The 26,884-nt window shown below is 55.0% G+C and carries 22 protein-coding genes; 4 read left to right on the forward strand and 18 right to left on the reverse strand.

The genetic code is table 11. From position 1 onward, the window contains the following. The first annotated feature begins 277 nt into the window (after positions 1–277). From nrdA to GE278_14575, 3 genes are all read left to right on the forward strand, one after another. Positions 278–2,560, forward strand: coding sequence for a ribonucleoside-diphosphate reductase subunit alpha (nrdA, locus tag GE278_14565; protein ID QLK61925.1), 2,283 nt, complete (start codon positions 278–280; stop codon positions 2,558–2,560). A 77-nt stretch (positions 2,561–2,637) separates the two neighbouring features. Next, the gene (nrdB, locus tag GE278_14570) at positions 2,638–3,768 is read left to right on the forward strand and encodes a ribonucleotide-diphosphate reductase subunit beta (GenBank protein QLK61926.1); all 1,131 of its coding nucleotides are present in this window, start codon (positions 2,638–2,640) and stop codon (positions 3,766–3,768) included. Next, positions 3,769–4,029, forward strand: a complete 261-nt coding sequence (locus GE278_14575; GenBank protein QLK61927.1) for a 2Fe-2S ferredoxin-like protein — start codon at positions 3,769–3,771, stop codon at positions 4,027–4,029. A 613-nt stretch (positions 4,030–4,642) separates the two neighbouring features. On the opposite strand, the gene GE278_14580 is transcribed toward GE278_14575, so the two are convergent. Together GE278_14580 and GE278_14585 are read right to left on the reverse strand one after the other, a co-directional pair. After that, on the reverse strand, positions 4,643–5,851 hold the full coding sequence (locus tag GE278_14580) for a nicotinamide mononucleotide deamidase-related protein YfaY (GenBank protein QLK61928.1): 1,209 nt from the start codon (positions 5,849–5,851) through the stop codon (positions 4,643–4,645). 129 nt (positions 5,852–5,980) lie between these two features. Continuing rightward, on the reverse strand, positions 5,981–6,526 hold the full coding sequence (locus GE278_14585; GenBank protein ID QLK61929.1) for a hypothetical protein: 546 nt from the start codon (positions 6,524–6,526) through the stop codon (positions 5,981–5,983). Positions 6,527–6,857: 331 nt separating this feature from the next. On the opposite strand from GE278_14585, the gene GE278_14590 reads away from it, so the two are divergent. Next, positions 6,858–8,297 (forward strand): catalase, encoded by a 1,440-nt coding sequence (locus GE278_14590; GenBank protein ID QLK63303.1) that lies wholly within the window; start codon positions 6,858–6,860, stop codon positions 8,295–8,297. Positions 8,298–8,364: 67 nt separating this feature from the next. On the opposite strand, the gene menE is transcribed toward GE278_14590, so the two are convergent. From menE to nuoG, 16 genes are all read right to left on the reverse strand, one after another. Further along, complete coding sequence (gene menE, locus GE278_14595; GenBank protein QLK61930.1) at positions 8,365–9,738, reverse strand: o-succinylbenzoate--CoA ligase; 1,374 nt, start codon at positions 9,736–9,738, stop codon at positions 8,365–8,367. Continuing rightward, the gene (menC, locus tag GE278_14600) at positions 9,723–10,712 is read right to left on the reverse strand and encodes an o-succinylbenzoate synthase (GenBank protein QLK61931.1); all 990 of its coding nucleotides are present in this window, start codon (positions 10,710–10,712) and stop codon (positions 9,723–9,725) included. The genes menE and menC overlap by 16 nt, the downstream gene beginning before the upstream one ends. Continuing rightward, complete coding sequence (gene menB, locus GE278_14605; protein QLK61932.1) at positions 10,712–11,569, reverse strand: 1,4-dihydroxy-2-naphthoyl-CoA synthase; 858 nt, start codon at positions 11,567–11,569, stop codon at positions 10,712–10,714. Before menB ends, menC begins: the two co-directional genes overlap by 1 nt. Next, complete coding sequence (gene menH, locus GE278_14610; protein QLK63304.1) at positions 11,556–12,353, reverse strand: 2-succinyl-6-hydroxy-2,4-cyclohexadiene-1-carboxylate synthase; 798 nt, start codon at positions 12,351–12,353, stop codon at positions 11,556–11,558. Before menH ends, menB begins: the two co-directional genes overlap by 14 nt. Next, entirely contained in the window at positions 12,350–14,023 is a 1,674-nt protein-coding gene (gene menD, locus GE278_14615; GenBank protein ID QLK61933.1) for a 2-succinyl-5-enolpyruvyl-6-hydroxy-3-cyclohexene-1-carboxylic-acid synthase, read from the reverse strand. Before menD ends, menH begins: the two co-directional genes overlap by 4 nt. 22 nt (positions 14,024–14,045) lie before the next feature. Next, on the reverse strand, positions 14,046–15,383 hold the full coding sequence (gene menF, locus GE278_14620; GenBank protein ID QLK61934.1) for an isochorismate synthase MenF: 1,338 nt from the start codon (positions 15,381–15,383) through the stop codon (positions 14,046–14,048). A gap of 274 nt (positions 15,384–15,657) precedes the next feature. Further along, complete coding sequence (locus tag GE278_14625) at positions 15,658–15,966, reverse strand: DUF883 family protein (GenBank protein ID QLK61935.1); 309 nt, start codon at positions 15,964–15,966, stop codon at positions 15,658–15,660. Positions 15,967–16,069: 103 nt separating this feature from the next. After that, a complete protein-coding gene (locus tag GE278_14630; GenBank protein ID QLK61936.1) occupies positions 16,070–16,585 on the reverse strand; it encodes a DUF1097 domain-containing protein in 516 nt (171 codons plus the stop codon). Between the two features lie 195 nt (positions 16,586–16,780). After that, positions 16,781–18,241, reverse strand: a complete 1,461-nt coding sequence (gene nuoN, locus GE278_14635; GenBank protein QLK61937.1) for an NADH-quinone oxidoreductase subunit NuoN — start codon at positions 18,239–18,241, stop codon at positions 16,781–16,783. A 6-nt stretch (positions 18,242–18,247) separates the two neighbouring features. After that, positions 18,248–19,777, reverse strand: coding sequence for an NADH-quinone oxidoreductase subunit M (gene nuoM / locus GE278_14640; GenBank protein ID QLK61938.1), 1,530 nt, complete (start codon positions 19,775–19,777; stop codon positions 18,248–18,250). A gap of 96 nt (positions 19,778–19,873) precedes the next feature. Next, positions 19,874–21,721: an NADH-quinone oxidoreductase subunit L gene (nuoL, locus tag GE278_14645; protein ID QLK61939.1), complete on the reverse strand. Its 1,848-nt coding sequence runs from the start codon at positions 21,719–21,721 to the stop codon at positions 19,874–19,876. Continuing rightward, entirely contained in the window at positions 21,718–22,020 is a 303-nt protein-coding gene (nuoK, locus tag GE278_14650) for an NADH-quinone oxidoreductase subunit NuoK (GenBank protein ID QLK61940.1), read from the reverse strand. Before nuoK ends, nuoL begins: the two co-directional genes overlap by 4 nt. Further along, on the reverse strand, positions 22,017–22,574 hold the full coding sequence (gene nuoJ, locus GE278_14655; GenBank protein QLK61941.1) for an NADH-quinone oxidoreductase subunit J: 558 nt from the start codon (positions 22,572–22,574) through the stop codon (positions 22,017–22,019). The genes nuoK and nuoJ overlap by 4 nt, the downstream gene beginning before the upstream one ends. 12 nt (positions 22,575–22,586) lie before the next feature. Beyond that, entirely contained in the window at positions 22,587–23,129 is a 543-nt protein-coding gene (gene nuoI / locus GE278_14660) for an NADH-quinone oxidoreductase subunit NuoI (protein QLK61942.1), read from the reverse strand. A 14-nt stretch (positions 23,130–23,143) separates the two neighbouring features. Then, positions 23,144–24,121, reverse strand: coding sequence for an NADH-quinone oxidoreductase subunit NuoH (gene nuoH, locus GE278_14665; protein ID QLK61943.1), 978 nt, complete (start codon positions 24,119–24,121; stop codon positions 23,144–23,146). Beyond that, positions 24,118–26,844: an NADH-quinone oxidoreductase subunit NuoG gene (gene nuoG / locus GE278_14670; GenBank protein QLK61944.1), complete on the reverse strand. Its 2,727-nt coding sequence runs from the start codon at positions 26,842–26,844 to the stop codon at positions 24,118–24,120. The genes nuoH and nuoG overlap by 4 nt, the downstream gene beginning before the upstream one ends. Positions 26,845–26,884: the final 40 nt, after the last annotated feature.

Below are 26,884 nucleotides of genomic sequence, written 5' to 3' on the forward strand. Positions count from 1 at the left end.
AAGAAAATCGTATCTCAGATATTGACAGGTTTGTCGCGCCAGCAACGACGGACTTCTCAGCCTTGGCACGTAAATTTCTCCCCAAGTTATCCACAAATCTGGGCGTTTTGTTCACTTGCCAAAGGGCCGTTCAGTCACTATCTTGTCATCAGAAAATAACAAACCCACAATATATTGTGTTTATATCCTGACCAGCACACTAGAATAGAGTGGTGCTGCCGTGGTGTTTTTCACGGTCAGGTCAGACCCCTTATAAACCTTTGAGGTATCGCCCCGAATGAACCAAAGTCTGCTTGTAACTAAACGTGATGGCCGCACAGAACGCATCAACCTTGATAAAATCCACCGTGTCATTGATTGGGCAGCGGAAGGTCTTCAAAACGTATCAGTTTCTCAAGTAGAACTTCGTTCACACATCCAGTTCTACGACGGTATCAAAACTGCCGATATCCATGAAACGATCATCAAAGCCGCAGCGGACCTGATTTCCAAAGATGCCCCGGATTACCAATATCTGGCCGCGCGTCTGGCGATTTTCCATCTGCGTAAAAAAGCTTACGGTCAGTTCGAGCCGCCGAAGCTGCTTGATCAGGTGACCCGCATGGTTGAAATGGGCAAATACGACAAACATCTGCTGGAAGACTACACGGCTGAAGAGTTCGAGCAGATGGACAGTTTTATTGACCACTGGCGTGATATGAATTTCTCTTACGCTGCTGTAAAACAGCTGGAAGGGAAATATCTGGCGCAGAACCGTGTGACTGGCGATATCTACGAGAGCGCGCAGTTCCTCTATATTCTGGTTGCAGCCTGCCTGTTCTCCGGCTATCCGCGTGAAACCCGTCTGGACTATATCAAACGTTTTTACGACGCGATTTCCACGTTCAAAATTTCTCTGCCTACGCCAATCATGTCTGGCGTGCGTACTCCAACCCGTCAGTTCAGCTCCTGTGTGCTGATCGAATGTGGCGACAGCCTGGACTCTATCAACGCGACGTCCAGCGCCATTGTGAAATATGTTTCCCAACGTGCCGGTATCGGTATCAACGCCGGTCGCATCCGTGCGCTGGGCAGCCCGATCCGCGGCGGTGAAGCGTTCCACACCGGTTGTATCCCGTTCTACAAACATTTCCAGACCGCAGTGAAATCCTGCTCTCAGGGCGGCGTTCGTGGTGGCGCAGCGACATTGTTCTACCCGATGTGGCATCTGGAAGTAGAAAGCCTGCTGGTGCTGAAAAACAACCGTGGTGTTGAAGGCAACCGCGTCCGTCATATGGACTACGGCGTGCAGATCAATAAACTGATGTATCAGCGTCTGGTGAAAGGCGGCGACATTACGCTGTTCAGCCCATCTGATGTGCCTGGCCTGTACGATGCGTTCTTCGCCGATCAGGATGAATTCGAGCGTCTGTACGAGAAATACGAGCAGGATCCGAGCATCCGTAAGCAGAAAGTGAAAGCGGTTGAGCTGTTCTCACTGATGATGCAGGAACGCGCATCCACCGGCCGTATCTACATTCAGCACGTTGACCACTGCAATACGCACAGCCCATTTGATCCTGCTATCGCGCCGGTTCGCCAGTCCAACCTGTGTCTGGAAATTGCACTGCCAACCAAACCGCTGGATGACGTCAACGACGAAAACGGCGAAATCGCGCTGTGTACGCTGTCTGCCTTCAATCTTGGCGCTATCGAAAGCCTCGATGACCTGGAAGAGCTGGCGGTGCTGGCCGTTCGCGCACTCGATGCCCTGCTCGATTATCAGGATTATCCAATCAAAGCGGCTAAACGTGGCGCAATGGGCCGTCGTACCCTGGGTATCGGCGTAATTAACTATGCGTACTATCTGGCGAAAAATGGCGTGCGTTATTCCGACGGCAGTGCCAACAACCTGACGCACAAGACGTTCGAAGCGATTCAGTATTACCTGCTGAAAGCCTCCAACGAGCTGGCGAAAGAGCAAGGTGCATGTCAGTGGTTCAATGAAACCACCTATTCACAAGGCATCATGCCGGTGGATACCTACAAGAAAGATCTGGATGCGATTTGCAATGAACCTCTGCATCTTAACTGGGATAAACTGCGCGAAGACATCAAAACACACGGCCTGCGTAACTCCACGCTGTCCGCGCTGATGCCTTCTGAGACCTCTTCGCAGATCTCCAACGCCACCAACGGCATCGAACCACCGCGCGGTCACATCAGTATCAAAGCGTCGAAAGACGGGATCCTGCGTCAGGTGGTGCCAGAGTATGAGCGTCTGAAAGATCAGTACGAGCTGCTGTGGGATATGCCGAACAACGACGGTTACCTGCAACTGGTAGGCGTGATGCAAAAATTCATCGACCAGGCGATTTCGTCGAACACCAACTATGATCCGTCACGCTTCCCGAACAGCAAAGTGCCGATGAAACAGTTGCTGAAAGATTTGCTGACAGCCTACAAATTCGGCGTCAAGACCTTGTATTATCAGAACACCCGCGATGGTGCTGACGATGTACAGGAAGACATGAAAGCCGACGTGGCTGATGACTGCGAAAGCGGCGCCTGCAAAATTTAATCATCTGTTTTAATTAAATAATATTATACAAAACCCCCGTCAGGGGGTTTTTGCCGAGTATTTGAGGAAGAGAAGTTATGGCTTACAGTACTTTTTCGCAGAATAAAAACGATCAGCTCCTTGAGCCAATGTTCTTTGGGCAGTCAGTTAACGTTGCGCGTTTCGACCAGCAAAAACATGAGATTTTTGAGAAGCTGATCGAAAAGCAGCTGTCCTTCTTCTGGCGTCCGGAAGAGATCGACGTTTCCCGCGACCGTATCGATTTTCAGGCCCTGCCGGATCACGAAAAGCATATCTTCCTTAGTAACCTGAAATACCAGACGCTGCTCGACTCCATTCAGGGACGTAGCCCGAACGTCGCGCTGCTGCCGCTGATTTCGATTCCTGAACTGGAAACCTGGGTCGAAACCTGGGCGTTTTCAGAAACTATCCACTCGCGCTCATACACGCACATCATCCGTAACATCGTGAACGATCCGGCGATTGTGTTTGACGATATCGTCACCAACGAAGAAATCCTCAAGCGCGCGAAAGACATCTCCGGCTATTACGATACGCTGATTGAAATGACCAGCTATTACCACCTGCTGGGCGAAGGCACGCATACGGTGAACGGCAAAACCGTCGTGGTGAATCTGCGTGAACTGAAGAAAAAACTCTACATCTGTCTGATGAGCGTGAACGCACTGGAAGCCGTGCGTTTCTACGTCAGCTTTGCCTGCTCCTTTGCGTTCGCCGAGCGTGAACTGATGGAAGGCAACGCGAAAATTATTAAGATGATCGCCCGTGACGAAGCCCTGCATCTGACCGGCACCCAGCACGCGCTGAACCTGCTGCGCTCAGGTCAGGATGACCCGGAAATGGTTGAGATCGCCAAAGAGTGCGAGCAGGAATGTCACGATTTGTTCGTGCTGGCAGCACAGCAGGAGAAAGACTGGGCAGAATATCTGTTCAAAGACGGTTCGATGATCGGCCTGAACAAAGACATTTTGTGCCAGTACGTTGAGTACATCACTAACATCCGCATGCAAGCCGTTGGCCTGACCGCGCCGTTCAAAACTCGCTCGAACCCGATCCCGTGGATCAACGCGTGGCTGGTTTCTGACAACGTACAGGTCGCTCCGCAGGAAGTGGAAGTGAGTTCCTATCTGGTCGGTCAGATCGATTCAGAAGTTCACGCCGATGACCTGAGTGATTTCGAGCTTTAAATGACGGACAGAACCATCACACTTTCAGCCGGTGGCAGACAGCTGGTGTGCGAAAGCCACCATCGCAATCTGCTGGAAGTGTTTGAACATCATGATGTTGACGTCGAGTATCAGTGTCGTGAAGGCTATTGCGGATCGTGCCGCATGCGGCTGGTTAGCGGTGCGGTGGAGTACAGTGAAAAACCCTTAGCGTTCATCTCTGACGGCGAGATTTTGCCGTGTTGTTGTATGCCGGTCGGGGATATTGAGATTGAGTTTTAGTGGGTTTTGGCCCACAGCCCGATGTTGCGAACTGCTTTAACAACCACTTCAAAACCAACTTCAAGGTCGTGGGCGTCGGCCCACACCGACCAGAGGGAGAATAAACCTTCTCCCTCTGGACTCCCGCGTTTTTTTAAACACGCTTTCGCTGGAACGATGGACATGTTCTGGTACTTCCGCACGTGGCGCAAAACCCTGCCGCTGCGCGGTGCCTTCTCTCGGTCTTCGAGCCTAAGGTCTCGAAGCCGCTCCGTTCAGCAGGATTTTTTTATCGCGCCATCCCACCATTTTTAAAATCAAAACCAATTGAATATTAAGCAAAGTCTTTTGCTTTTCATGTGATCCGAGCCGGTCAAGCTGTGACCTAAAAAGCTCTGGCCGCGTTCAAAAATCGCGCCGGAGGAGAGGTGGAAAACCGCGCGATTTTGCGCGGGTTGTAACCCGAACGGAGGGCACCGCGCAGCGGCGGGATTTTGCGGCAATAGCTGCTGCCTCTGAAACAGAGCCGGGTTGCATGGCACGTGTTTTAAAAAACGCGGGAGTCCAGAGGGCGCGCGTTTACGCGTCCTTTGGGCCAGTTTGGGCGGCAGCCCAAGGTCTTGACCTTAAATAATCACCAGACTTTCTCGACTCGGTCGAGCCAAGGATAGTCCGCTACCGGCTCCCACCCGTTCAGATACCGCCGCAGCATATCCATTCCCACCATCGCGATAGTCTCCTGCCTTAACGCCAGCCCATGCCGCGTCGCGGTGTAACGAATCGTTAATCCGCTGGTTCCTGATGGCGTATGCAGTGCCAGACTGAGCCGGTCACCTGATAATGCCCCGACGGCCAGCGCCAGCTGTGCACCGCTGGTGTCGGCCAGCGTCTGCGCCCGCGCCAGTAAGTTTTCGAGGGATTTCTCCGGTGAGGCATCGTCGCTTCGCGGCAGGAGCTCGCCGTCAGCCAACGGGACGCCAGCACTTTGCAGACGCCAGTTCAGCAAACCTCCGGTGTAACTTTCACTGACCGCAAGACGCAGATTTTGCGTCAGCAGACGTTCGGCAAGACGCTCAGGCAGGCTGCCAAAACCTTCGAAGATGGTGCTCTCTCCCGCCACTTCGCGCACACGCTCGAAAATCGAATGCATCACCCCTTCCTGAGAACGCGGGCCGGTGACTTTCAGTTCGATGATTGGCGACGACGAGCGGTAGCCCATCACCACGCCTTCGGGCATCTCGATTTTATCCAGCTCGGTCGCCAGATCGCTTTCGCCACGCCCAAAAGTCGTCAGACGCAAACACAGCGGGGCTTCCAGCGCTGGAAACTGCTTACGCAGGCGTGGAACGATTTGCTGTTCCACCATCACTTTGAATTCAGAAGGGACGCCCGGCGTGAAGAAAATCTGGCAACGATTGAGCCTGACGCTGAAACCGCAGGCGGTGCCGACCGGATTGTCCAGCAACTCGGCATTCGCCGGGATTTGCGCCTGTTTGCGGTTAGACTCGGCCATAGGGCGGCCACGCTCGTTGAAGAATGCCTGCATGGTGGCGATCCATCCGGCATCCTCTGTCAGTTCAACGCCACAGGCCATGGCCGCCGCCTGGGCGCTAAGATCGTCAGTGGTCGGACCTAACCCGCCGTTGACGATCAGCACATCGGCGATATGACTGCGCTCTTTCATCACGCTGACCAGTTCGTCCAGACTGTCACCCACCGTTTCACGGCTGGTCATCGGCAGGCCCTGGTCGAACAGATAACTGGCCAGCCAGGCGGCGTTTGAATCCACAATTTGACCGTGTAGAACTTCCTCGCCGGTACTGAGCATCTCAACCCTAAGCATCACTTTCTCCTCTCGTTTTGTCCTTCCACTGTAGAAAGGCTGACGCCGAAACACAATCGCATAGGCACAAAGTGATAGTACAGCCGAAAAAAAAGCCTGCTGAGCAGGCTTTCTGATTCAGAACGGGATTTAGAAATTGACAGCGCCGCCAACGTACGCGCCATCGGCCACGATGTTATCGCGGTTGCCGTCTTTGCCGTCCAGCGCCATGTAGCGGTAACCCACGCTCACGGTCACTAATGGAATAGCGGTCAGACGCACGCCCGCGTTGGCTTCTTTATAGTTGCCGATGCCGCTCGAAAGTGAATCCGGGGAATAGTAGTAGTCACCGTACAGGGTGAACATTTTGGCGATTGGGAGTTGCAGTCCGCCGCCGACGGCCGCTGCGTAACCTTCATCACCGTCTTTCGGATTGGTGTACAGGCCTTTACCGCCGACGGTCGCCATGAAAGGCCCCAGTGGAATGTTGTAGCCCAGCCCCAGACCTGCCACGTCGCCGTCATCGTCGTTATGGGTGTAATCACCGGTCAGCGCAAGACCTGGAGTGGTGGTGCCGAAACCGGCGCCCAGATGAGTGTAGTGCTCGCCAACTTCACCGTTCACGCTGATAGCGCTCGCAGACGTTGCCGTCAGCAGCATGCCAAGGGCTGTGCCCGCTACAATAATTTTTTTCATCATCATTCCTGAACATTCATATAACAGTGGGGAAATATTAAGTGCGCAGTCTAAATTAATTTGCCGAAAGGTGACATCTTTCAGAAGTTTAAAAATCCCTTAGCCTGCAAATAAAATGTAAAGAAACGCATTTATATTCACTATTCCTATTTTCTTAATCAGAACAATAAGCCCCTCCTATTTGCCCCTGATCAACGTATGGGTACACACTAGCCGCTAAGGTGAATTTTCCCATGGAAAGGTAAACACATGCCAGGATGCAGAAAATTTGCTGTTAAAAGTGATTGTTGATCACGCATTTCACACCCGATCTACGTAATACAAGGAAATGATGGTTATGGAAAAGAAAGGACTGACCACCGCAGCCGGCGCACCCGTCGTCGACAATAATAATGTCATTACCGCAGGCCGACGCGGACCGCTTTTACTCCAGGATGTCTGGTTTCTCGAAAAACTGGCCCACTTTGATCGTGAAGTCATTCCTGAACGTCGTATGCATGCAAAAGGTTCCGGTGCCTACGGTACCTTCACTGTGACTCACGACATCACCCATTACACCCGCGCTAAACTCTTCTCTGAAATCGGCAAGCAAACCGAGATGTTTGTCCGCTTCTCCACCGTCGCCGGTGAGCGTGGTGCAGCCGATGCAGAACGCGACATCCGCGGTTTCTCCATGAAATTCTACACCGAGCAAGGCAACTGGGATTTAGTTGGCAACAATACACCGATATTTTACCTGCGTGATCCGCTGAAATTCCCCGATCTGAACCACGTCGTAAAACGCGACCCGCGCACAAATCTGCGTAACCCTGCGTATAAATGGGATTTCTTCTCGCATCTTCCGGAAGCCCTGCATCAGCTGACCATTGACGTCAGCGACCGCGGTCTGCCAACGTCTTACCGTCACATTCACGGTTTCGGCAGCCACACCTTTAGCTTTATCAACGCAGAAAATGAGCGTTTCTGGGTGAAATTCCATTTCCGCTGCCAGCAGGGTATTGAAAACCTGATGGACGATGAAGCCGAAAAACTAGTCGGCACCGACCGCGAAAGTTCACAGCGCGACCTGTATGACGCCATCGAACGCGGCGATTTTCCGCGCTGGAAACTTTTCGTGCAAGTTATGCCGGAAGCGGACGCCTCAAAACTGCCGTACAACCCGTTTGACCTGACAAAAGTCTGGCTGCACAGCGATTACCCGCTGATCGAAGTCGGTGAGTTTGAATTGAACCGCAATCCGGAAAACTACTTTGCGGAAGTAGAACAGGTAGCCATGAGCCCGGCGAATGTGGTTCCCGGCATCGGTTTCTCCCCTGACCGTATGTTGCAGGGCCGATTGTTCTCTTATGGCGATGCGCACCGCTACCGTCTGGGCGTGAACCATCACCAGATCCCGGTGAACGCACCGAAATGTCCGTTCCATAACTATCATCGCGACGGCGCAATGCGCGTTGACGGCAACAGCGGTAACGGCGTGACCTACGAGCCAAACAGCGCGGGTCTGTTCCAGGAACAACCTGACTTCAGCGAACCGCCATTGTCTGTCGAAGGCGCGGCCGATCACTGGAATCACCGCGAAGATGACGATTACTTCACTCAGCCACGTTTGCTGTTCAACCTGCTGTCTGATGAAGAACATCAGCGCATGTTTGGCCGCATCGCGGGTGAGCTTAAACATGCTTCGCCGGACACGCAGGCACGTCAGGTGGCGCTGTTCTATAAAGTCTGCCCGGCGTATGGCGCGGGTGTTGAAAAAGCACTGAAAGACTGACGTCTGCGTGACATCAATGACGAGGGCCGCAATGCGCGGCCCTTTTTTTTCCTGACAAATGCGGGAATTACGTCAGCATGTCTATCCACTGACGGACACTGGCCCGCGAAATTTTAATCCCGCCCTGCGCCAGCGATTCCGGCAGCGAATGATACGCCACCGGCAACTGAAAGCGCGGTATCTTGCTGCCCAGCCAGAGATTGAGTTCTTCAAATAACAGCCCTGCCTGGGCTTCGAGCACCGCAACCGGCCTCTGGCCAAATTGCTCATCGTCGACAGGCACCACAAACGCCTGAGTAATCTGCGGATGGCTCACCAGCACTTTTTCGATATCTTCCGGTTGTATCCCTTCCCCGCCGCTGAAAAAGAGATTATCCAGCCGCCCCGCGATCAGCAGTTCGCCGTTACGCCACTCTCCCCGGTCGCGGGTATGCAGCCAGCCATCGGCACTGACTACCGGCGTCAGTGCGCCATTTTTCCAGTAACCGCAGGCCAGACTGTCACTGCGGATCAGGACTTCCTGATCGACGATGATGACGTCTTTCCCGCTCAGCGGTTGCCCGACCCCGGCAGAACCGTCCGCGCGTTTTGCCGTCACGGTGGATGCTGTTTCAGTCATGCCATATCCGCACCAGCAGCGGATCCCGACGCGTTCCGCCTGGGCGGATAATTCCGGCGGGATCTGCGCGCCACCGAGCAGCACGTCTTTCAGTTTTTCAGGCAGCGACGGGTTTTTGAGCAGACGCCAGAGCTGAGTCGGCACCAGTGACGCATGACTGCATTCCGCCAGCGCGTCATCAAACGACTGCCCGTCGGCGACGACCAGCGTGGCACCGGCAGATAGCCAGCGCCAGATAATCCCCTGCCCCGAAACATGGAACAACGGCAGCGAAAGCAGCCAGCGGTCAGCCTGCATGAAGGGGATAAGCCCCAGTACGCCCTGCGCGCTCGACAGGTGTGCGGCTACGCTGTGCGCCGCTGCCTTCGGTAAACCGCTCGAGCCTGAAGTCAGCGTCAGAGTAGCGATGCGCGCCGGCTGCCAGTGAGCGACAGGCTCTGAAAAAGCATGCTGAAGCGATAACAAAGGGATAGTAAGGGATAAAGGCGCATCGGTAAGATCGACCACAAAATCGATATTCAGCTGTGGCAGCAGTTCGTCACAAAGGGTTTGCGGCAGCTGCGGATTCAGAGGTAGTAACCGCGCACCGGCTTGCAAAAGCGCCAGATAACAGAGCAACGCGTCGGGGGTATTTTTACTGCGCAGCACTACGCCTGAACCTTCACGCACACCTTGCTGAATAAAACCGCCCGCCAGTGAATCAATGCGGTGCCGTAAATCACGCCAGCACCAGCTGATTTCCCCTGCTTTAATGGCAACGGCGAACGGTGAACGCGTCGCCCATACGCGCCACGGCCAATCCAACATTATTGGCTCTGCCACACTACCTCCAGATCCTGTTCGGCAATCACCGGTAATACAGAATCCGGCCAGCGACGAATCAGCTGCGCCTGCATGAGATCCAGCGTATCAAGCCCCGGTACGGCATCCGGTGTCAGCCATTGTGCGATGCGCGCCAGCTGCGTCAGCCCGAGACTGGATTCGATAGAAGAGCTGATGACAGCCTCCAGCCCTGCGGCGTGCGCCTGAGAAATCAACTGACGGCAGCGGTTCAGGCTACCGGTCAGGGTCGGTTTGATGATAATCGCCGCCAGCCCCGGTTCGGCCTGCACGGTAAAACCGGCCTCACGCACGCTTTCGTCCCACGCAATCGCAATGCCGCTAGCACGGGCGAACTCACGGGACTGCTCGCGGGTCTGGCAGGGCTCCTCGATAAAGACGATGCGCGAACGCAGGTCTGGCGCGACGTGGCGGGCAAATCCTTCGGATTTCGCCAGCGTCCAGCTGCGGTTGGCGTCGAGGCGCAAACGCAGGTCCGGCAGCGCTTCCAGCAGCATACTGACGTTCAGTCCGTCGCCGACCGATTCGTACAATCCGACTTTCACTTTCGCCAGCTTCTCACCCGGCAACGCCCCCAGACGTGCATACAGTTCGTTCGGATCGCCGTGACACAGTGGCGCACAGCGGGTGCTCAGCGCGTCAGGCAGCTCACCGCGCAACTCAGCATCGGCACAGCTCAGTCCGAATGCCACCGACGGCAAAGCGCTGAACGCGGAAGCCACTGCCGCCAGAGATGCGCCTTTGATCCACTGACTCACACCATGCTGCACGGCATCCAGTGCCTGAGTGACATCTTCCGTGCTGAAACCCGGCAGCGGCGCAATTTCGCCCCAGCCGGTTTTATCGTGCTGCCACAGTGAAACCAGCAGCCCGTCGCGGGTTTTCAGTCGCTGATTGCGCAACACCACGCCCGCCTCCATCGGCAGGCTGTACCGGTACACCGTGGCGCGGCGCATTATGGATTCCGCTTAAATTTGCTGAAGTCCGGCTGGCGTTTTTCAACAAATGCGTTGCGGCCTTCCTGACCTTCGTCGGTCATGTAGAACAACATCGTGGCGTTACCCGCCAGCTCCTGCAAACCGGCCTGACCGTCGCAGTCAGCATTCAGTGCCGCTTTCAGGCAACGCAGTGCCATCGGGCTGTTTTCCAGCATCTCACGACACCAGCGCACAGTTTCTTTTTCCAGATCCACCAGCGGAACCACGGTGTTGACCAGCCCCATATCCAGCGCAGCGGCAGCATCGTACTGACGGCACAGGAACCAGATTTCGCGGGCTTTTTTCTGGCCAACGATGCGTGCCATATAAGATGCGCCCCAGCCGCCATCGAACGAGCCGACTTTCGGGCCGGTCTGACCAAAGATGGCGTTATCTGCCGCAATAGTCAGGTCGCACATCATGTGCAGAACGTGACCGCCACCGATGGAATAGCCAGCGACCATCGCGACAACAGGTTTAGGACAAGTGCGGATCTGTCGCTGGAAATCCAGCACGTTGAGATGATGCACGCCGCTGGCATCCTGATAGCCGCCGTAGTCGCCGCGTACTTTCTGATCGCCGCCGGCACAGAAGGCTTTATCGCCTTCACCGGTCAACACGATAACGCCGATACCTTCGTCATAGCGGGCGTCATCCAGCGCGCGGATCATTTCTTTCACCGTCAGCGGACGAAAGGCGTTGCGTACCTGAGGACGATTGATGGTGATTTTAGCGATGCCATCGGTGGATTTGTGATAGCGAATATCTTCAAAGTCACCGGTGCAATCACGCCATTCGATCGGCGCGTACAGTACTTTTTCATCAGGATAAATCATGCTCAACTTCCTTTAAGACAGGTGAAGTAATGAATGCCAGCGCCTGACGGGCAAATTCCGTCGGATTTTCACGATGGGCGTTATGCCCGGCATTGGCGATGGTGCGCAGTTCGAAACCCGACTGCTGCGCGAGAGTAATAAATTTGGTATCGGCGCTGCCACACAGCCACGCCAGCGGCAGGGAAAGCTGATGCAGCTTCTGACGTAAATCTGGCTGAACCGACAACGAAGTGGCCCCAAGCATGGCGGCGACGGTGTGAGGATTATTTCTTTCACGCAGCAGAACCAGCATTTGGCGCTGCGCATCGGTCAGGCGGGCAAATATTGGCTGGCGGTACCAGCCGTTGAGCGCCTGCTTCCACGGCAACTGCACGAAACGCGTTGCCCATTGCTGGTCGTGATGACGGCGCTGCGCGCGCTCGGCCTGACAGGTCAGCCCCGGATGGGCACCTTCCACCAGTACGCCCATTAGCCCTGCGGTGTCGCCCTGACATGCGTGATACAGGCTGATGCGTCCGCCAAGCGAATAGCCGATCAGCCAGTAGGCGGTAATCCCCTGTTGCTGCAACGTATCGGTTAACAGCTGGCTGACATCGGCGAATCCAGCGGCGGTAAACTCTGCCGAACGACCATGCCCCGGTAAATCTACCAGCAGGCAAGGCCAGCCGGAAAGCTGTGCTAACAGCGGCTGCCAGTCATCCGCGCTGCCGAGCAGACCGTGCAGAAAAATCAGCCACGGACGCCCTTTCGCGTCGGGATTCAGGCGCGTGCAAGCCAGCGTCATGACAGGCTGACCTCGTTGACCAGGCTGCGCAGACATTCCGCACCATCGGTTTCATTCACTTTCAACTCGACAAGTTTTACACCGCCGTGCTGCCAGCATTGCGTCACCGCATCGTGCAGCTCAGTCATGGACGTCGGGCTGGCGTAATCGAGCCCGAACATCGCCGCCGCATGCTGAAAATCAACGTTTTGCGGCATGCAGTAAAAACGCTGACGCTCAGCCTCCGGCGTTGGTAGCAGAGCAAAAATCTGCCCGCCGTTGTTGTTCACCACGACGATCACCGTCGGCGCAGAGCACTGACGCATCAGCGCCAGCGCGTTCAAATCATAAAGTGCGGAAATATCGCCGAGCAGTACCAGAGTGGGTTTGCAGGTGGCTCGCTGGACGCCCGCGGCGGTGGAAAGCAGGCCGTCGATACCACTGGCGCCACGATTGGCGAAAATCGGATACCCGGCGGGCAACTGCGCAAAAGCATCCACCAGCCGGACGATCAGGCTGTTACCGAGAAACAGCTGACCATGATCCGGTAACAAAGACGGTAACTGCCACGCAGCGACGGCTTCACCGAATGTCCCTGCGAGATGCAATTCCACGGCGTGACGCGCACGCGCGGCGCACTCATCCAGCTCAGGCGCCCAGTCGGGCTGATGCTGCGCCGGATGCTGAAGCAGAAACTCCGAGACCGGGGTCTGAATACGACGACCACGATGTTGCGCCGGATCCAGACGCCCCGGCATCACATCAACCAGCCAGTACTCTTCTGGCTGACAGGCTGCCTGCCATTGCAACAGCCGTTTACCGGTCAGACCGCCGCCGAACTGCACCACCAGCTGTGCGCGCTCAAGCACGCTTTTTGCCTGCGGCGACACCAGCCATAAATCGGCGCACGGCAGCGGATTGCCGGTCGCCGCCTGCACGTCACTGATAAGCGGCCAGCCGAGCTGATCTGCCCACTGCACCAGCAATTCACTTTCATACGCGGAAAGCCGTCCGGCGAGAATAACGCCGCGTTTCTGCCGCCATGAGAACCAGTCGGACTGTGCGGGGGAATGTTGCACCGGCGCGAAACTCAGCCACGGCAGATGCCCCTGCCACCAGTCGCCGAGCTGTTCCATCCAGTCGGTATGCTCGCCGGTATCCTCGCCATAAAGCGGTTCGGCGAACGGACAATTAATGTGGACAGCGCCGTGCGTCTGCTGAGCCAGCGCGTTATCGATGGCCGAAACCAGCCAGCGTGCGCTGATTTCAGGAGTAGGACGCGGAAGATCCAGCGCCTGTACCGGATAGCCGGAGAACATGCCAGGCTGACGGATGGCCTGATTCGCGCCGCAGTCAATCAGTTCCGGCGGACGGTCGGCGGTCAGCAGGATCAATTTTTCGCCCGTCAGACTGGCTTCGATCAGAGCCGGATAGAGGTTGGCCACCGCAGTGCCAGAGGTCACTATCACCGCCACCGGCGTGCCGCTGGCTTTCGCCAGACCCAGCGCCAGATGACCGAGGCCGCGTTCGTCAAAATGGGTGTGGCAGATGAGATGCGGATGCGCTGCCGCTGCGAGCGTCAGTGCGGTTGAACGCGAACCCGGCGCAATGCAGACGTGCTTTACCTGATGGCGGGTCAGCGACTCAAGGATCAGCGTCGCCCAGCGGCGATTGAAGACGGCAACGGACATGAATGACTCTCCCGGCAACGGATTATCCGGCCTGAACGACAGGCGTGTAGTGTTCTTCCAGCAAAGTCCGCAATCCTGCGGCTTTATTTTCGATCTCCTGCCATTCCTGGGCAGCATCGGAACCGGCGACAATACCTGCGCCAGCGAAGAGTTCCAGATGATGTCCTTTCACTACAGCCGATCGAAGCGCGACTGTGAACTCGCTTTGTTCAGTGCTCAGATATCCGGCAGAACCGGCGTACCACTGACGATCAAAAGGTTCATGCTCGGCGATGAAGTTGCGCGCCGCCTGACGCGGTAATCCGGCCACGGCGGCGGTGGGTTGCAGACGTTGCAAACATCCTGCATCGTCTGCACCGGTCAGTTCACCGTGAATGCTGCGGCGCAGATGCTGCACCTTGCGCAGACGCAGGATTTCAGCGGGCATGACATCCAGAGAGTGCGCCCCACCCTGCAAACGCTGGCAGATATCATCAACGACCAACAGATTTTCACGCTGATTTTTGCCGTCGCTGAGCAGCCATTCGCCGAGTTCATGGGCTTTCTGATTATCAGAATGATTAGCTACCGTGCCCGCCAGCGCTTCGGTAAAAAGCTCAGTGTGGTCGCGCAGGAAAAGACGTTCCGGGCTGGAACCAAGAAACGCCTGTTGCGGCGTGAAAGCCAGCATAAAATGATAACAATGATGATTCACAGTGCGGCTTGCGGCGAGGAACGCGCAGGCATTCAGCGGCTGACTAAGCGTTAAAGTGGTTTTGCGTGCCAGTACGACTTTGTCGAACTTTTGCTGTTCGATACTTTCCAGTGCGCGGGTAATCAGCTGATTCCACTGCGGCTCAGCGGGTAAATGCAGGTGCTGAAGGACGCGGGAGGTGATCGGCGGTAACGCGTGGCTCGCGACCAACGAACGGAGGAACAATCGTGTGCGGCGCGCTTCTTCGCGCAGCGAAACCGCGCTGAACAGCGTACAGCGCAACCAGTAGGTATTACCGCGCCGACAGAGTTCGATGCGGGGTAAAAATAGCGCATTGGCGGGGACGTCAGAAGAGTCAGCACCGTTGAAGGCATTCAAACCCCAGACGTGCAGATCGGGAATGTCCTGATGCTGGCGGATAAATTCCTGAGCCTGCTGCATATCGCCGAAAGAACAGGCATCACCGCAGACGGCGGCTTCTTCGTGGCCGTCGCGCTGTTGCCAGTAGAATTTCGGGTAACAGGTTTGCGCCGACAACCACTCAAGCAGGCCTGTATCAGGCTGTTTTTGCAGGGAATAACTGAGCTGCCGAATACCCGGAGCGTCAGGCCATTCGCCTGCGAACGCTGTATCAAGCTGGTCAATGATTGCTGAGATTTGTTTCACCGCTACCTCGGGCCATACCGGATGTTTTGTGGCGGGCAGAAATACCCTTCTGGATCAAAAAACAGGTTGGATCAATTACGGATGAATTATGCGGCGTTACGAAAAATGAAAATATGCGACAGATCAAGCTGTAGTGAGTAGCGTTAGATAGGAAGGAGTATAGGAGGAGAAAAAAGGATTATCAAAGTGGCAAAAAGCTAAAAAAACAAGGGCAGCCATAAACTGCCCTCCAGTACTGTTTTTACACAGTGCTCTCTGTTCATCAGTCTGCTATTTAGCGACGCAGCAACAGGCCAACAACTAAACCTACCGCAGCGCCGACACCTACGCCGTGCCATGGATTTTCACGCACATAGCTGTCCGTTTGCTCGGCAACGTCACGGGCTTTACGGCAGTATGAGCGAGCTTTCGGATCAAGACGGGATTTGATGTCTTTCAGTGCGTCTTCCGCACGCGTCTTGATTTCAACGTATTTATCGTCAGCTTTATCACCGGAAGATTTCAGCACTTCTTCCAGCGTTTCAGTCAGCATGCGTAAATCGTCATCTAACGAATTCTGCTGTGCTTCAAATTGGTCAGCCATGGTTATCTCCTTATGATGTGATCGTTCACTTGCCTTTAACCCTAGCGCAGATCGGGATGAAATGCCTGTGAGATTACACATAAACTTCCATAAAAACGGGGTTTTAAGAACCTTCCGAGCCTTTTACCTGGCTGAGCGCGTGTGTATTTTTCGCAGCCAGCTGCTGCTTCTCGCGCTGTTTCGCCAGCCATAATCCGCTGTTTTTCATCGCGTATCCGAAAACCAGTCCGACCAGTAACGATACAACCACCAAACGCCAGTCGCCCTGGGCCGCAAAAGTCGCACAGGCACCTATAAATGTACCCGGTACGAACGCCAGCCACTGCTGCCTTGCCTGAATGCACATCAGGAATGCCACGACGCCAGTCAGCATGTAACCCAGAATGCTCCACTCTGGACGAATGGCGCTACCTGCGATGATAACCACAGCCCAGAAGACGCCGCTCATGCAGGTCAGTGTACTGATAGCCAGTCCGCGCAGGCCGCCCTGCGGGCAGGCAAAATACGCCGTGCAGCCGAGGAACCCTGCCCAGCCGATCAGACCAAGGCTGATTGCCACCCAGCCCCATATCCCGGAGAGGATCCCGGTGGTGATCGCTATCATCACTAAAACATTCATAGTTTAAAACCTGCGCAAATTTGGACAAGCGCGCAGTGTACGCATTGACGGGAAGAATGGAATGGGCGAGATCACAAATTGAATGCAATTTAATGCTGAACGTACATATAAATGTGACTTACATCACAATAGCCAATCATTTTGATTAAAAAAAAGCCGCTCAGTTGAGCGGCTTCATCATTCTTAACCTGCCGGTCAGAGCATGGGTTGTGCCATCTGTACCAGCGTAATCAGCGGTTGCGGGAAGATACCCAGCAACAACACCAGAATTGCGGAGATCAATACCACCACGCCGCCTGCCGTTAATGCCCAGTTATTCGGGGTATCACGGACCAGCGTTTCCGGCGCACTGAGGTACAGGCTGACGGTAACGCGCAGGTAGTAGTAAAGACCAATCGCCGAACCCACTACCACCGCACCGGTCAGCCACCACAGATGCGCGGTCACGCCGGTCGCAATCACGTAGAACTTACCGATAAAGCCAAGGGTCATCGGGATACCGGCCAGTGACAACATCATCACGGTCATTACCGCAGACAGGATCGGCTTGTGCCAGAACAACCCACGGTAGGAGAACAGCGATTCTGCATCCGGGCCTTTGTACGGGCTGGACATCAGGCTGACCACGCCGAACGCGCCGAGGCTGCTGAACAGATAACCAGCCAGATATACACCGACGGTTTCCATCGACAGCTGATGGGTTTGCACCGCAATCAGCGCCACCAGCAGATAGCCGAGGTGTGCGATGGAGGAGTAACCGAGCAGACGTTTAATGTTGCTCTGGCTAATCGCCATGATGTTACCGACCAAAATCGAGCAGAAGGCGATAATACCCAGCACAATGCGAATCGCTTCGCTGTCGGCCACTGGTGCGTACAGGAATAAACGCATGACCACGGCAAAGATAGCGATCTTGCTGGCAGTGGCCAGGAAGGTCGACACCGGAGCAGGCGCGCCCTGATACACATCGGGGGTCCACAGGTGGAAAGGAACCAGTGACAGTTTGAAGCCCAGACCTACAATCATCATCCCCAGACCGGCCAGCAACAGCGGCTGGTGCAGCATCACGCCATCGGCCAGATTTTTACCCAGCGCCGCGAAGGACAAATCACCAGACTGTGCGTACAGCAACGCCATACCAAACAGCAGGAAAGATGACGCAGCAGCGGACAACAGCATGTATTTGATGGCTGCTTCCAGCGAGCGTTTCTGACGGTAGGCGTAACCAATAAGGCCAAACAATGGCAGGGAAATCAGTTCGATTCCGAGGAACATTGACGCCAGATGGTTAGAACATGCCAGCAGAATGCCGCCCATGGCCGCGATGAGCACTAACAGATAGAACTCTTCGCGGTTGTCCGGATAACCGACCAGCCATGGATACGCAAATGTACTGGTGGCCAGACTCGCCAGCAGTACCAGCCCGATGTAGAACATCGAATAGCCGTCAACGCGCAGCAGCGGCGTGACATCCTGCGGCCCGACCTGCCCGACGTAGTAAAGGGAAAGTAAGGCAACGTTCAGCCCGATGACTGTCAGTGTGGCATTAAGAAAATGGTCGCGTCGCCACGCAATGGACAGCATCACCACCACCACCGTCAATCCGACGATCATCAGCGGTAATAGTGCGATCAGATTTTGAAGTGTAAATGTCATGGCGAGTTACGGCCTTGTCGTTGAAATAGTGGAAACTGATGATCCGAACCAGTGTTGAATGTTGGTCATCGCTGCACTTGAAGTATCAAGGATTGGCTGCGGGTAGAAGCCCAGCGCCACCAGCAATACCACCAGTAACAGAATGATCGACAATTCGCGTGCGGTCATGCCTGGCAGCGGCTGGTCAGACTTCGCTTTACCGTAGTAAGCGCGTTGCATCATCACCAGGGAATAGACCGAGGCAAAGACCAGACCGAAGGTCGAGATGACAGTGATCACCGGTACAATCGGGAAGCTGCCAAACAGGATCATGAATTCACCCACAAAGTTACCGGTACCCGGCATCCCTAAGGTCGCCACGGCAAAGAACAGTGATAACGCTGGCAGGTATTTTATGCGTCCCCACAGTCCGCCCATCTGACGCATATCACGGGTATGCAGACGTTCATATAGCTGACCACAGATGATGAACATACCGGCTGCGGACAGACCGTGTGCAATCATCTGAATCACTGCGCCCTGATATGCCAGCTGGCTGCCGGTATAAATAGCAATCAGCACGAAGCCCATGTGCGAGACAGAGGTGTAGGCAATGAGACGTTTGATATCGGTCTGCGCGAAGGCCATCCACGCACCGTAGAAGATACCTATCACACCCAGCCACATAGCAATCGGGGCAAACTGGTGTGACGCTTCCGGGAACAGCGGCAGACAGAAACGCAACATCCCGTAAGCAGCGGTTTTCAGCAAGATACCCGCTAAGTCGACGGAACCGGCGGTCGGTGCCTGACTGTGCGCATCTGGCAGCCAGCCGTGTAACGGTACTACCGGCATTTTCACCGCAAAGGCGATGAAGAAGCCCAGCATCAGCAGATATTCAACATTATTCGACATCGGCGTTTTCAGCAGGTCGGCATAGTTGAATGTCCAGATACCGGTCGCGTTGTAATGCACGAACACCAGACCCAGGATTGCAATCAGCATGACCAGGCCGCTGGACTGCGTATAGATGAAGAACTTGGTTGCTGCGCTGATACGCGTTTTACCGTCTGACGCCTTGTGACCCCACAGAGCAATCAGGAAGTACATCGGCACCAACATCATTTCCCAGAAGAAGAAGAATAGGAACAAGTCGATGGCAAGGAACACGCCGATAACACCGCCGAGGATCCACAGCAGGTTCAGGTGGAAGAAACCCTGATACTTCTGGATTTCACGCCACGAACAGAGGATCGCCAGTACGCCGAGCAAACCGGTCAGTACAACCATCAGCAGGGACAAACCGTCCAGCGCCAGATGGAAGCTGATACCAAAGCGAGGGATCCACGGCACCGAGAACTCGGATTGCCACTGTGGAATGCCCGCAGGTGATGTTAATGAGTATCCTCCCTGCAACCACAATTGCACGGAAAGAGCCAGCGTCAGCCCCATCGCAATCAACGCGATCCAGCGCGGTACTTTGCTCCCAAAGCGCTCAGTCTGCCAGCACAGCAGCCCGCCGATAAAGGGGATAAATATTAGCCAAGGTAATAGCATGGCGTGTCGTTCCCTTCTTTTATGCCCGTAGGCTATTTCACTTGCCGGCCGTCAGACAGACAAACCGGCATTGATAATGACACCCGTAAGACAGGCTTAAATCACCAGCAGCAGTGCAAGTACAACCACTGCACCCAGCCCCATTGACGCGACGTACCAGCGAACCATACCGTTCTCACTGAGGGTCAGACCGCGGTTACCCAGACGGGTGAAAATCGCAGGCAGATTCATCATCGAGTTCAGCGGGTCACGCTGCAGGAGTTTCGCGATAGCCAGATAGGGTTTCACGAAAATCATGTCGTACAGCCAGTCAAAGCCCCAGGCGTGGAACCACCAGGTCGTGAAGAAACGACCCGGCGCGCTTTTCGCGATGCTGTTGACCAGCGAGCGTTTACCCAGATACAAGGCCGCCGCCAGCAGAATACCGGCAATCGCAATCACGCCTGACGTGATTTCCAGGGTCAGCACGCTGCCATGCGCCAGCTCAGTGGTTTCCGGCAGTACGCCTTTCAGTGGCGGGACAATCATTGCGCCAATGAAGGTGGACAGAACCAGTAATACCAGCAGCGGCAGGTGGTGAGTGATGCCTTTACCCGCATGAGCTTTGATCTTTTCTTCGCCGTGGAACACGATGAAGATCATGCGGAAGGTGTACAGCGAGGTCATAAACGCACCGACAAGACCGGCAATCATCAGATTGAGATGACCGTTAGCCAGCGCACCGGCGAGGATTTCATCTTTACTGAAGAAGCCCGCGGTGATGATTGGCAAGGCAGACAACGCCGCGCCACCGACCAGGAAGCAGACGTACACCAGCGGAATGGATTTACGCAATCCACCCATCTTGAAGATGTTCTGTTCGTGGTGGCAGGCCAAAATGACCGAACCGGAAGAAAGGAACAACAGTGCTTTAAAGAACGCGTGCGTCATCAGGTGGAAAATCGCGGCATCCCACGCCTGAACGCCCAATGCCAGGAACATGTAACCAATCTGGCTCATGGTTGAGTAAGCAAGTACGCGTTTGATGTCGGTCTGCACCAGCGCGGCGAAGCCAGCCAGTACCAGCGTGACAGCCCCGATAATGCCCACCAGATGCAGGACGTCAGGCGCCATCAGGAACAGGCCGTGAGTACGTGCAATCAGATAAACACCGGCGGTGACCATGGTCGCGGCATGGATCAGTGCGGAAACGGGTGTCGGGCCGGCCATGGCGTCTGCCAGCCAGGTCTGTAGCGGCAGCTGTGCGGATTTACCCACAGCACCACCCAGTAACATCAGGGTTGCCCAGGTAATTGCCGTATCGCCTACCGCCAGTTTCTGCGGTGCCAGCACCATCAGTTCACGAATGTTCAGCGTACCCAGCTCGCGGTACAGGATGAACAGTGCGAACGCCAGGAATACGTCACCCACACGCGTCACGATGAAGGCTTTCATCGCTGCCGCGCCGTTCGCCGGATTGGTGTAGTAGAAACCGATCAGCAGGTAACTGCACAGGCCCACACCTTCCCAACCGAGGTACATCAGCAGTAAGTTGTCTGCCAGTACCAAAATCACCATGCTGGCGATAAACAGGTTGGTGTAAGCGAAGAAGCGTGAGTACCCCTCTTCACCGCGCATGTACCAGGATGCGAACATGTGGATGAAGAAACCGACGCCGGTGACCACGGAGAGCATGGTCATCGACAAACCGTCGAGGGTCAGCGTTGCGGAGATGTTGAAATCCCCGACCTGCATCCAGTTCCACAATGTCTGGTTGAAGACTTCAACACCCGCCGCTTTCTGGCTGAGGAAGTTGATGCCCACATATACGGTGGTCAGTGCTGCCAGACCAATCGAACCCACGCCAACCGTAGCCGACGTATTTTCAGACCAGCGACCGCGTGAGAAGGCCAATAACAGGAAGCCAATCAGCGGGAACAGAATAGTTAAATAGAGTAAGTTCATCCGCGCATCTCACTGACAGTATCAATATTCAGGGTGTGGCGACGGCGATACAGTTGCAGCAGCAACGCCAGACCAATACTGGCCTCCGCCGCAGCCAGGCTGATTGCCAGAATGTACATCACCTGACCGTCTGCCTGACCCCAATAGCTTCCTGCCACAATGAACGCCAGCGCCGCTGCGTTGATCATCACTTCGAGACTGATCAACATAAACAGCAGGTTACGACGGACAAGCAGTCCGGTCAGCCCCAACACAAAGAGGATCGCGGCCAGGATCAGGCCATGTTGTAGAGGGATCATGCTCTCTCCTCCGATTTTCTTTTTGCCATTTCCGTCGTGGCCGGTGCATCACCAAAGACTTCACCCGCTTTATGTTCACGACCAATGTGGAACGCAACAACCAGACCGGCCAGCAGCAGCATTGAAGCCAGCTCAACCGCCAGAACGTAAGGACCAAACAGCGCGATACCGACCGCTTTCGCGTCAACCATGTCGCCTTTGATACCGTGATCGTGCAGACCAACGATAGAAGCGATCATCACGCCCAGTAACACCACGGCCAGAATCGACGGTCCGATCCAGGTCGAAGGCTGTAACCATGCGCGTTCCTGTTCCTGGACGTTGCCAAGGTTCAGCATCATCACTACGAACACGAACAGCACCATGATGGCCCCGGCATAAACGATGATCTCAAGTGCACCGGCAAAATACGCGCCGAGTGAGAAGAACACCGCAGCAATTGCCAGCAAAGAGACGATCAGATACAGCAGTGCATGTACCGGGTTGGTGTGCGTGATAACACGCAATGTCGCCAACACGGCCACCAGGGCTGCAATATAAAATGCAAATTCCATGCTTGCGGCTCCTTAAGGCAACAGACCTTTGACGTTGATCGGTTTGGCTTCGTTTTCTGCATCGCCTTTCGGCTTGCCGTCAACGGCCATACCGGACATCCGGTAGAAGTTATATTCCGGATACTTACCCGGTCCAGAGATCAACAAATCTTCTTTTTCGTACACCAGATCCTGGCGCTTAAATTCACCCATTTCGAAGTCCGGCGTCAGCTGAATTGCTGTTGTCGGGCAAGCTTCTTCACACAGACCGCAGAAAATGCAGCGTGAGAAGTTGATGCGGAAGAATTCCGGATACCAGCGGCCGTCTTTATGTTCTGCTTTTTGCAGAGAAATACAGCCTACCGGACAGGCTACCGCGCACAGGTTACAGGCAACGCAGCGCTCTTCACCGTCGGGGTCGCGCGTCAGCACGATACGACCACGGTAACGCGGAGGTGGATTGACCGGTACTTCCGGGTACATCTGGGTTTCGCGCTTGGCGAAGGCATGCAAGCCTATCATCCACAAGCTACGAACCTGGGTCCCGAACCCGACCACTAAGTCTTTCAATGTCATGGTTTCATCACCCCTTATTGCGCGTTGTACAAGATGACCGCAGCGGTCGCCAGCAGATTAAGCAAGGTCAGTGGCAGGCAAACTTTCCAGCCAAATGACATCACCTGGTCGTAGCGGGGACGCGGTAAAGCAGCACGGATCAAAATGAACATCACCATGAAGAACGCCGTTTTCAGTGCAAACCAGATAACCGGATAAAGGAACGGCCCCTGCCAGCCACCGAAGAACAAGGTGACGATAAGCGCGGAAACGGTCACGATACCGATGTATTCGCCCACAAAGAACAGACCGAATTTCATCCCGGAATATTCAATGTGGTAACCATCGGCAAGTTCCTGCTCAGCTTCCGGCTGGTCAAACGGGTGACGGTGACACACGGCCACGCCGGCAATCGCAAAGGTCACGAAGCCGAAGAACTGCGGAATGATATTCCACATGTGTGCCTGAGAGTTGACGATGTCTTGCAGGTTGAAAGAACCTGCCTGCGCCACGACGCCCATCAGCGACAGACCGAGGAACACTTCGTAGCTGAGCGTCTGGGCGGATGCACGCATCGCACCCAGCAACGAATATTTGTTGTTACTGGACCAGCCAGCAAACAGCACAGCATAGACGGTCAGACCGGCCATCATCAGGAAGAACAAAATACCGATGTTCAGATCGGCGGCGAACCAGGTCGGACTGACCGGAACGATCGCAAAGGAAATTAGCAGGGACGTAAATGCAATCATCGGGGCCAGTGTAAAGATGGCTTTGTCGGTGAATTTAGGTACCCAGTCTTCCTTGAAAAACATCTTGATCATGTCGGCAACCAGCTGCAGGGATCCGCCCCAGCCGACACGGTTTGGTCCGTAACGGTTCTGGAACAGACCAAGCAGGCGACGCTCCCCGAAGCTCATGAAGGCCCCGCAGGTCACTACGACCAGCAGGATCACGATGGCTTTCAGAATAGCGATCAGCGAATCGATCACGACAGGTGTAAACCAGCTCATTGTGCTGCCTCCCGCAGATTTTCAACCGTGGTGCCAACCAGAATCGGTGGAATGCCCGGCAGGCCCAACGGCAGGCCAAGCTGGCCCTGGTTCAGGGTTTCACTCAGACGCACCGGCAGTTTCAGCAACTGGCCGGCGCAGGTGAATTCCACCTGAGAACCAGCATTTACGCCTAACTGAGCGGCATCGGCCGGGTTAACCATCACATAAGGAGCAGGCATACGTTGCTGAATGACAGCAGAACGCTGCGTCATCTCTTCACTGCCGAACAGATGGTAATAAGGCGCGATACGCCAGTTCCCTTCGGTCGCGGTGAAGACAGCAGGAATCGTGGTGAAGTAGTCGAGACTACCCTCTCCTGCTTCGATAAGACGCACGCCCGGATCACCGTGGCGAAGACTGCCGCCAACTTCGCTCTGGAATTTGTTCCAGGCTTGCGGTGAGTTCCAGCCTGGCGCCCAGGCGAATGGCACCTGATTACGGTTGGCTGTCGGGCTATTGTTCCCTTCCATAGAGAAGGCAAACATGGTGTCTTTATCTTGCGGCTGACGAGGCTCATGTACGCTGATGTTTGCGCGCATCGCCGTACGTCCGCTTGAACGGTTCGGAGAACGTGCCAGTTTTTGTCCACGAATGCGGAAGCTGGCGTTTGGTGCGGCTTCAACCATGCCTTTGAGCTGCGGCAGTGCCTCAACGCAGGCTTCAATTACATGATCAAGCTGCGTCCAGTCCACGTGACGGTTGTTGACGGTAGAATGCAGCGAGTGCATCCAGCGCCAGCTTTCCAGCATCGCAACGGTGGTGTCGTAGTAAGCCGGGTCATAAACCTGGAAGAAGCGCTGAGCGCGGCCTTCCTGATTTACCAGCGTGCCGTCACTTTCTGCGAAACTCGCCGCAGGCAGGATCAGGGTTGCTTTATCCATAATGCGCGTGCGCTGATGGTCAACAACCAGAAGGTTCTGCACATTGGCTAACGCGGCATCGACTTTGGCTTCCGGCGCCTGACGGTAAAGATCGTTTTCCATCACGATGGCACTGTCTGCGTCACCCTGAGTCAGTAACTCAAGGGCTGCATCAAGCGATCCGCCGCCAATCATCGACAGGCCGATACTGTTGGCCGCCGATGCCACAAAAGTAATACCGACATCGCTGCCTGCTACTTTCAGTGCTTTGGCGATGTTGGCAGCCGCTTCAATGATTGCGTCAGAACCTGCATTGGAACCGGTGATGATCAGTGGCTTGCGCGCACCGGTCAGTGCCTGCACGATCACGTCGATTTTCTTGTTCAGGCCATCGGCCAGATCGCTAACCGCTGGCGCTGAATTATCCAGCGCATGGGCGATGGCAAAGCCAAAACGGGCCTGCTCATCAACCGGCGCACGGTAATTGTAAGCCGCGATATCGTCGAGTTTGGTGTTGTCTACGTTGGTAATAAACAGCGGATGTTTGGCATGCTGACCGATGTTTTGCACCGCGGCGATTTGCCAGTCAGCCACGCGCTGGGCTGCGGCCATTGCGCGCGCTTTACCTTTCACTGCCTGACGCACTGACAGCGCAATACGTGCGCCGGTCTGCGTCAGGTCTTCGCCAAGCACCAGGACCGCATCGTAATCTTCGATTTCGCGCAACGCCGGTGTGTGAACACCGCTATTACGCAATACGTTGAGCATCAATTGCAGACGACCCTGCTCTGCGGCGTTAATTCCGGTGTAGAAGTTTTCGGCTCCCACCAGTTCACGCAGTGCAAAGTTACTTTCAAGGCTGGCACGCGGAGAACCGATACCGATGGTTTTCTTGGCCTGACGGAGAATATCTGCCGCGCCCTGCATCGCCTGTTCAGCGTTCAGTTCGATCCAGTCGTTGCCACGTAACTGCAAAGGCTTCTTAGGACGATCTTTCAGGTTGACGTAGCCATAACCGAAACGACCACGGTCACAAAGGAAGTAGTGGTTCACGGTACCGTTGTAACGGTTTTCGATACGACGCAGTTCGCCATAACGCTCGCCTGGGCTGGTGTTACAGCCAACGGAACATTGCTGACAGATGCTTGGCGCAAACTGCATGTCCCATTTACGGTTGTAGCGTTCGGAGTGGGTCTTATCGGTAAATACGCCGGTCGGACAGACTTCTACCAGGTTACCGGAGAACTCGCTTTCCAGCGGGCCATCTTCCGGGCGACCGAAGTAGACGTTGTCGTGCGCGCCATATACACCCAGGTCGGTGCCGTCCGCGTAATCCTTGTAATAACGGACACAACGGTAGCAGGCGATACAGCGGTTCATTTCGTGAGAGATGAACGGGCCAAGATCCTGATTGTTATGGGTACGCTTGGTGAAGCGGTAACGGCGCATACTGTGGCCGGTCATCACTGTCATATCCTGCAGGTGACAGTTACCGCCTTCCTCACATACCGGGCAGTCGTGCGGGTGGTTGGTCATCAACCATTCCACAACGCTCTCACGAAACTCTTTCGCTTCGCCGTCGTCGATGGAAATGAAGGTGCCATCGGACGCTGGTGTCATACATGACATCACCAGACGACCGCGCGTGTCTTCCGCGTTTTGGTATTGCTTAACCGCACATTGGCGGCAAGCGCCGACGCTTCCCAGCGCCGGATGCCAGCAAAAATAAGGAATATCGAGGCCAAGAGAGAGGCAAGCCTGTAACAGGTTGTCCGCTCCGTCTACATCGTATTCTTTGCCGTCTACATGAATCGTAGCCATAGTCAGCATGCTTCCACGTGGCCCACCTGACGGCGGGCGT

The sequence above is a fragment of the Enterobacteriaceae bacterium Kacie_13 genome (assembly GCA_013457415.1).
Classification (GTDB): domain Bacteria; phylum Pseudomonadota; class Gammaproteobacteria; order Enterobacterales; family Enterobacteriaceae; genus Rahnella.

What these genes read in the sequence shown, in the direction of transcription:
- nrdA (QLK61925.1), top strand. Translation starts at nt 278, where the DNA reads ATGAACCAAAGTCTGCTTGTAACTAAACGTGATGGCCGCACAGAACGC.
- nrdB (QLK61926.1), top strand. Translation starts at nt 2,638, where the DNA reads ATGGCTTACAGTACTTTTTCGCAGAATAAAAACGATCAGCTCCTTGAG.
- GE278_14575 (QLK61927.1), top strand. Translation starts at nt 3,769, where the DNA reads ATGACGGACAGAACCATCACACTTTCAGCCGGTGGCAGACAGCTGGTG.
- GE278_14580 (QLK61928.1), bottom strand. Translation starts at nt 5,851, where the DNA reads ATGCTTAGGGTTGAGATGCTCAGTACCGGCGAGGAAGTTCTACACGGT.
- GE278_14585 (QLK61929.1), bottom strand. Translation starts at nt 6,526, where the DNA reads ATGAAAAAAATTATTGTAGCGGGCACAGCCCTTGGCATGCTGCTGACG.
- GE278_14590 (QLK63303.1), top strand. Translation starts at nt 6,858, where the DNA reads ATGGTTATGGAAAAGAAAGGACTGACCACCGCAGCCGGCGCACCCGTC.
- menC (QLK61931.1), bottom strand. Translation starts at nt 10,712, where the DNA reads ATGCGCCGCGCCACGGTGTACCGGTACAGCCTGCCGATGGAGGCGGGC.
- menB (QLK61932.1), bottom strand. Translation starts at nt 11,569, where the DNA reads ATGATTTATCCTGATGAAAAAGTACTGTACGCGCCGATCGAATGGCGT.
- menH (QLK63304.1), bottom strand. Translation starts at nt 12,353, where the DNA reads ATGACGCTGGCTTGCACGCGCCTGAATCCCGACGCGAAAGGGCGTCCG.
- menD (QLK61933.1), bottom strand. Translation starts at nt 14,023, where the DNA reads ATGTCCGTTGCCGTCTTCAATCGCCGCTGGGCGACGCTGATCCTTGAG.
- GE278_14625 (QLK61935.1), bottom strand. Translation starts at nt 15,966, where the DNA reads ATGGCTGACCAATTTGAAGCACAGCAGAATTCGTTAGATGACGATTTA.
- GE278_14630 (QLK61936.1), bottom strand. Translation starts at nt 16,585, where the DNA reads ATGAATGTTTTAGTGATGATAGCGATCACCACCGGGATCCTCTCCGGG.
- nuoN (QLK61937.1), bottom strand. Translation starts at nt 18,241, where the DNA reads ATGACATTTACACTTCAAAATCTGATCGCACTATTACCGCTGATGATC.
- nuoM (QLK61938.1), bottom strand. Translation starts at nt 19,777, where the DNA reads ATGCTATTACCTTGGCTAATATTTATCCCCTTTATCGGCGGGCTGCTG.
- nuoL (QLK61939.1), bottom strand. Translation starts at nt 21,721, where the DNA reads ATGAACTTACTCTATTTAACTATTCTGTTCCCGCTGATTGGCTTCCTG.
- nuoK (QLK61940.1), bottom strand. Translation starts at nt 22,020, where the DNA reads ATGATCCCTCTACAACATGGCCTGATCCTGGCCGCGATCCTCTTTGTG.
- nuoJ (QLK61941.1), bottom strand. Translation starts at nt 22,574, where the DNA reads ATGGAATTTGCATTTTATATTGCAGCCCTGGTGGCCGTGTTGGCGACA.
- nuoI (QLK61942.1), bottom strand. Translation starts at nt 23,129, where the DNA reads ATGACATTGAAAGACTTAGTGGTCGGGTTCGGGACCCAGGTTCGTAGC.
- nuoH (QLK61943.1), bottom strand. Translation starts at nt 24,121, where the DNA reads ATGAGCTGGTTTACACCTGTCGTGATCGATTCGCTGATCGCTATTCTG.
- nuoG (QLK61944.1), bottom strand. Translation starts at nt 26,844, where the DNA reads ATGGCTACGATTCATGTAGACGGCAAAGAATACGATGTAGACGGAGCG.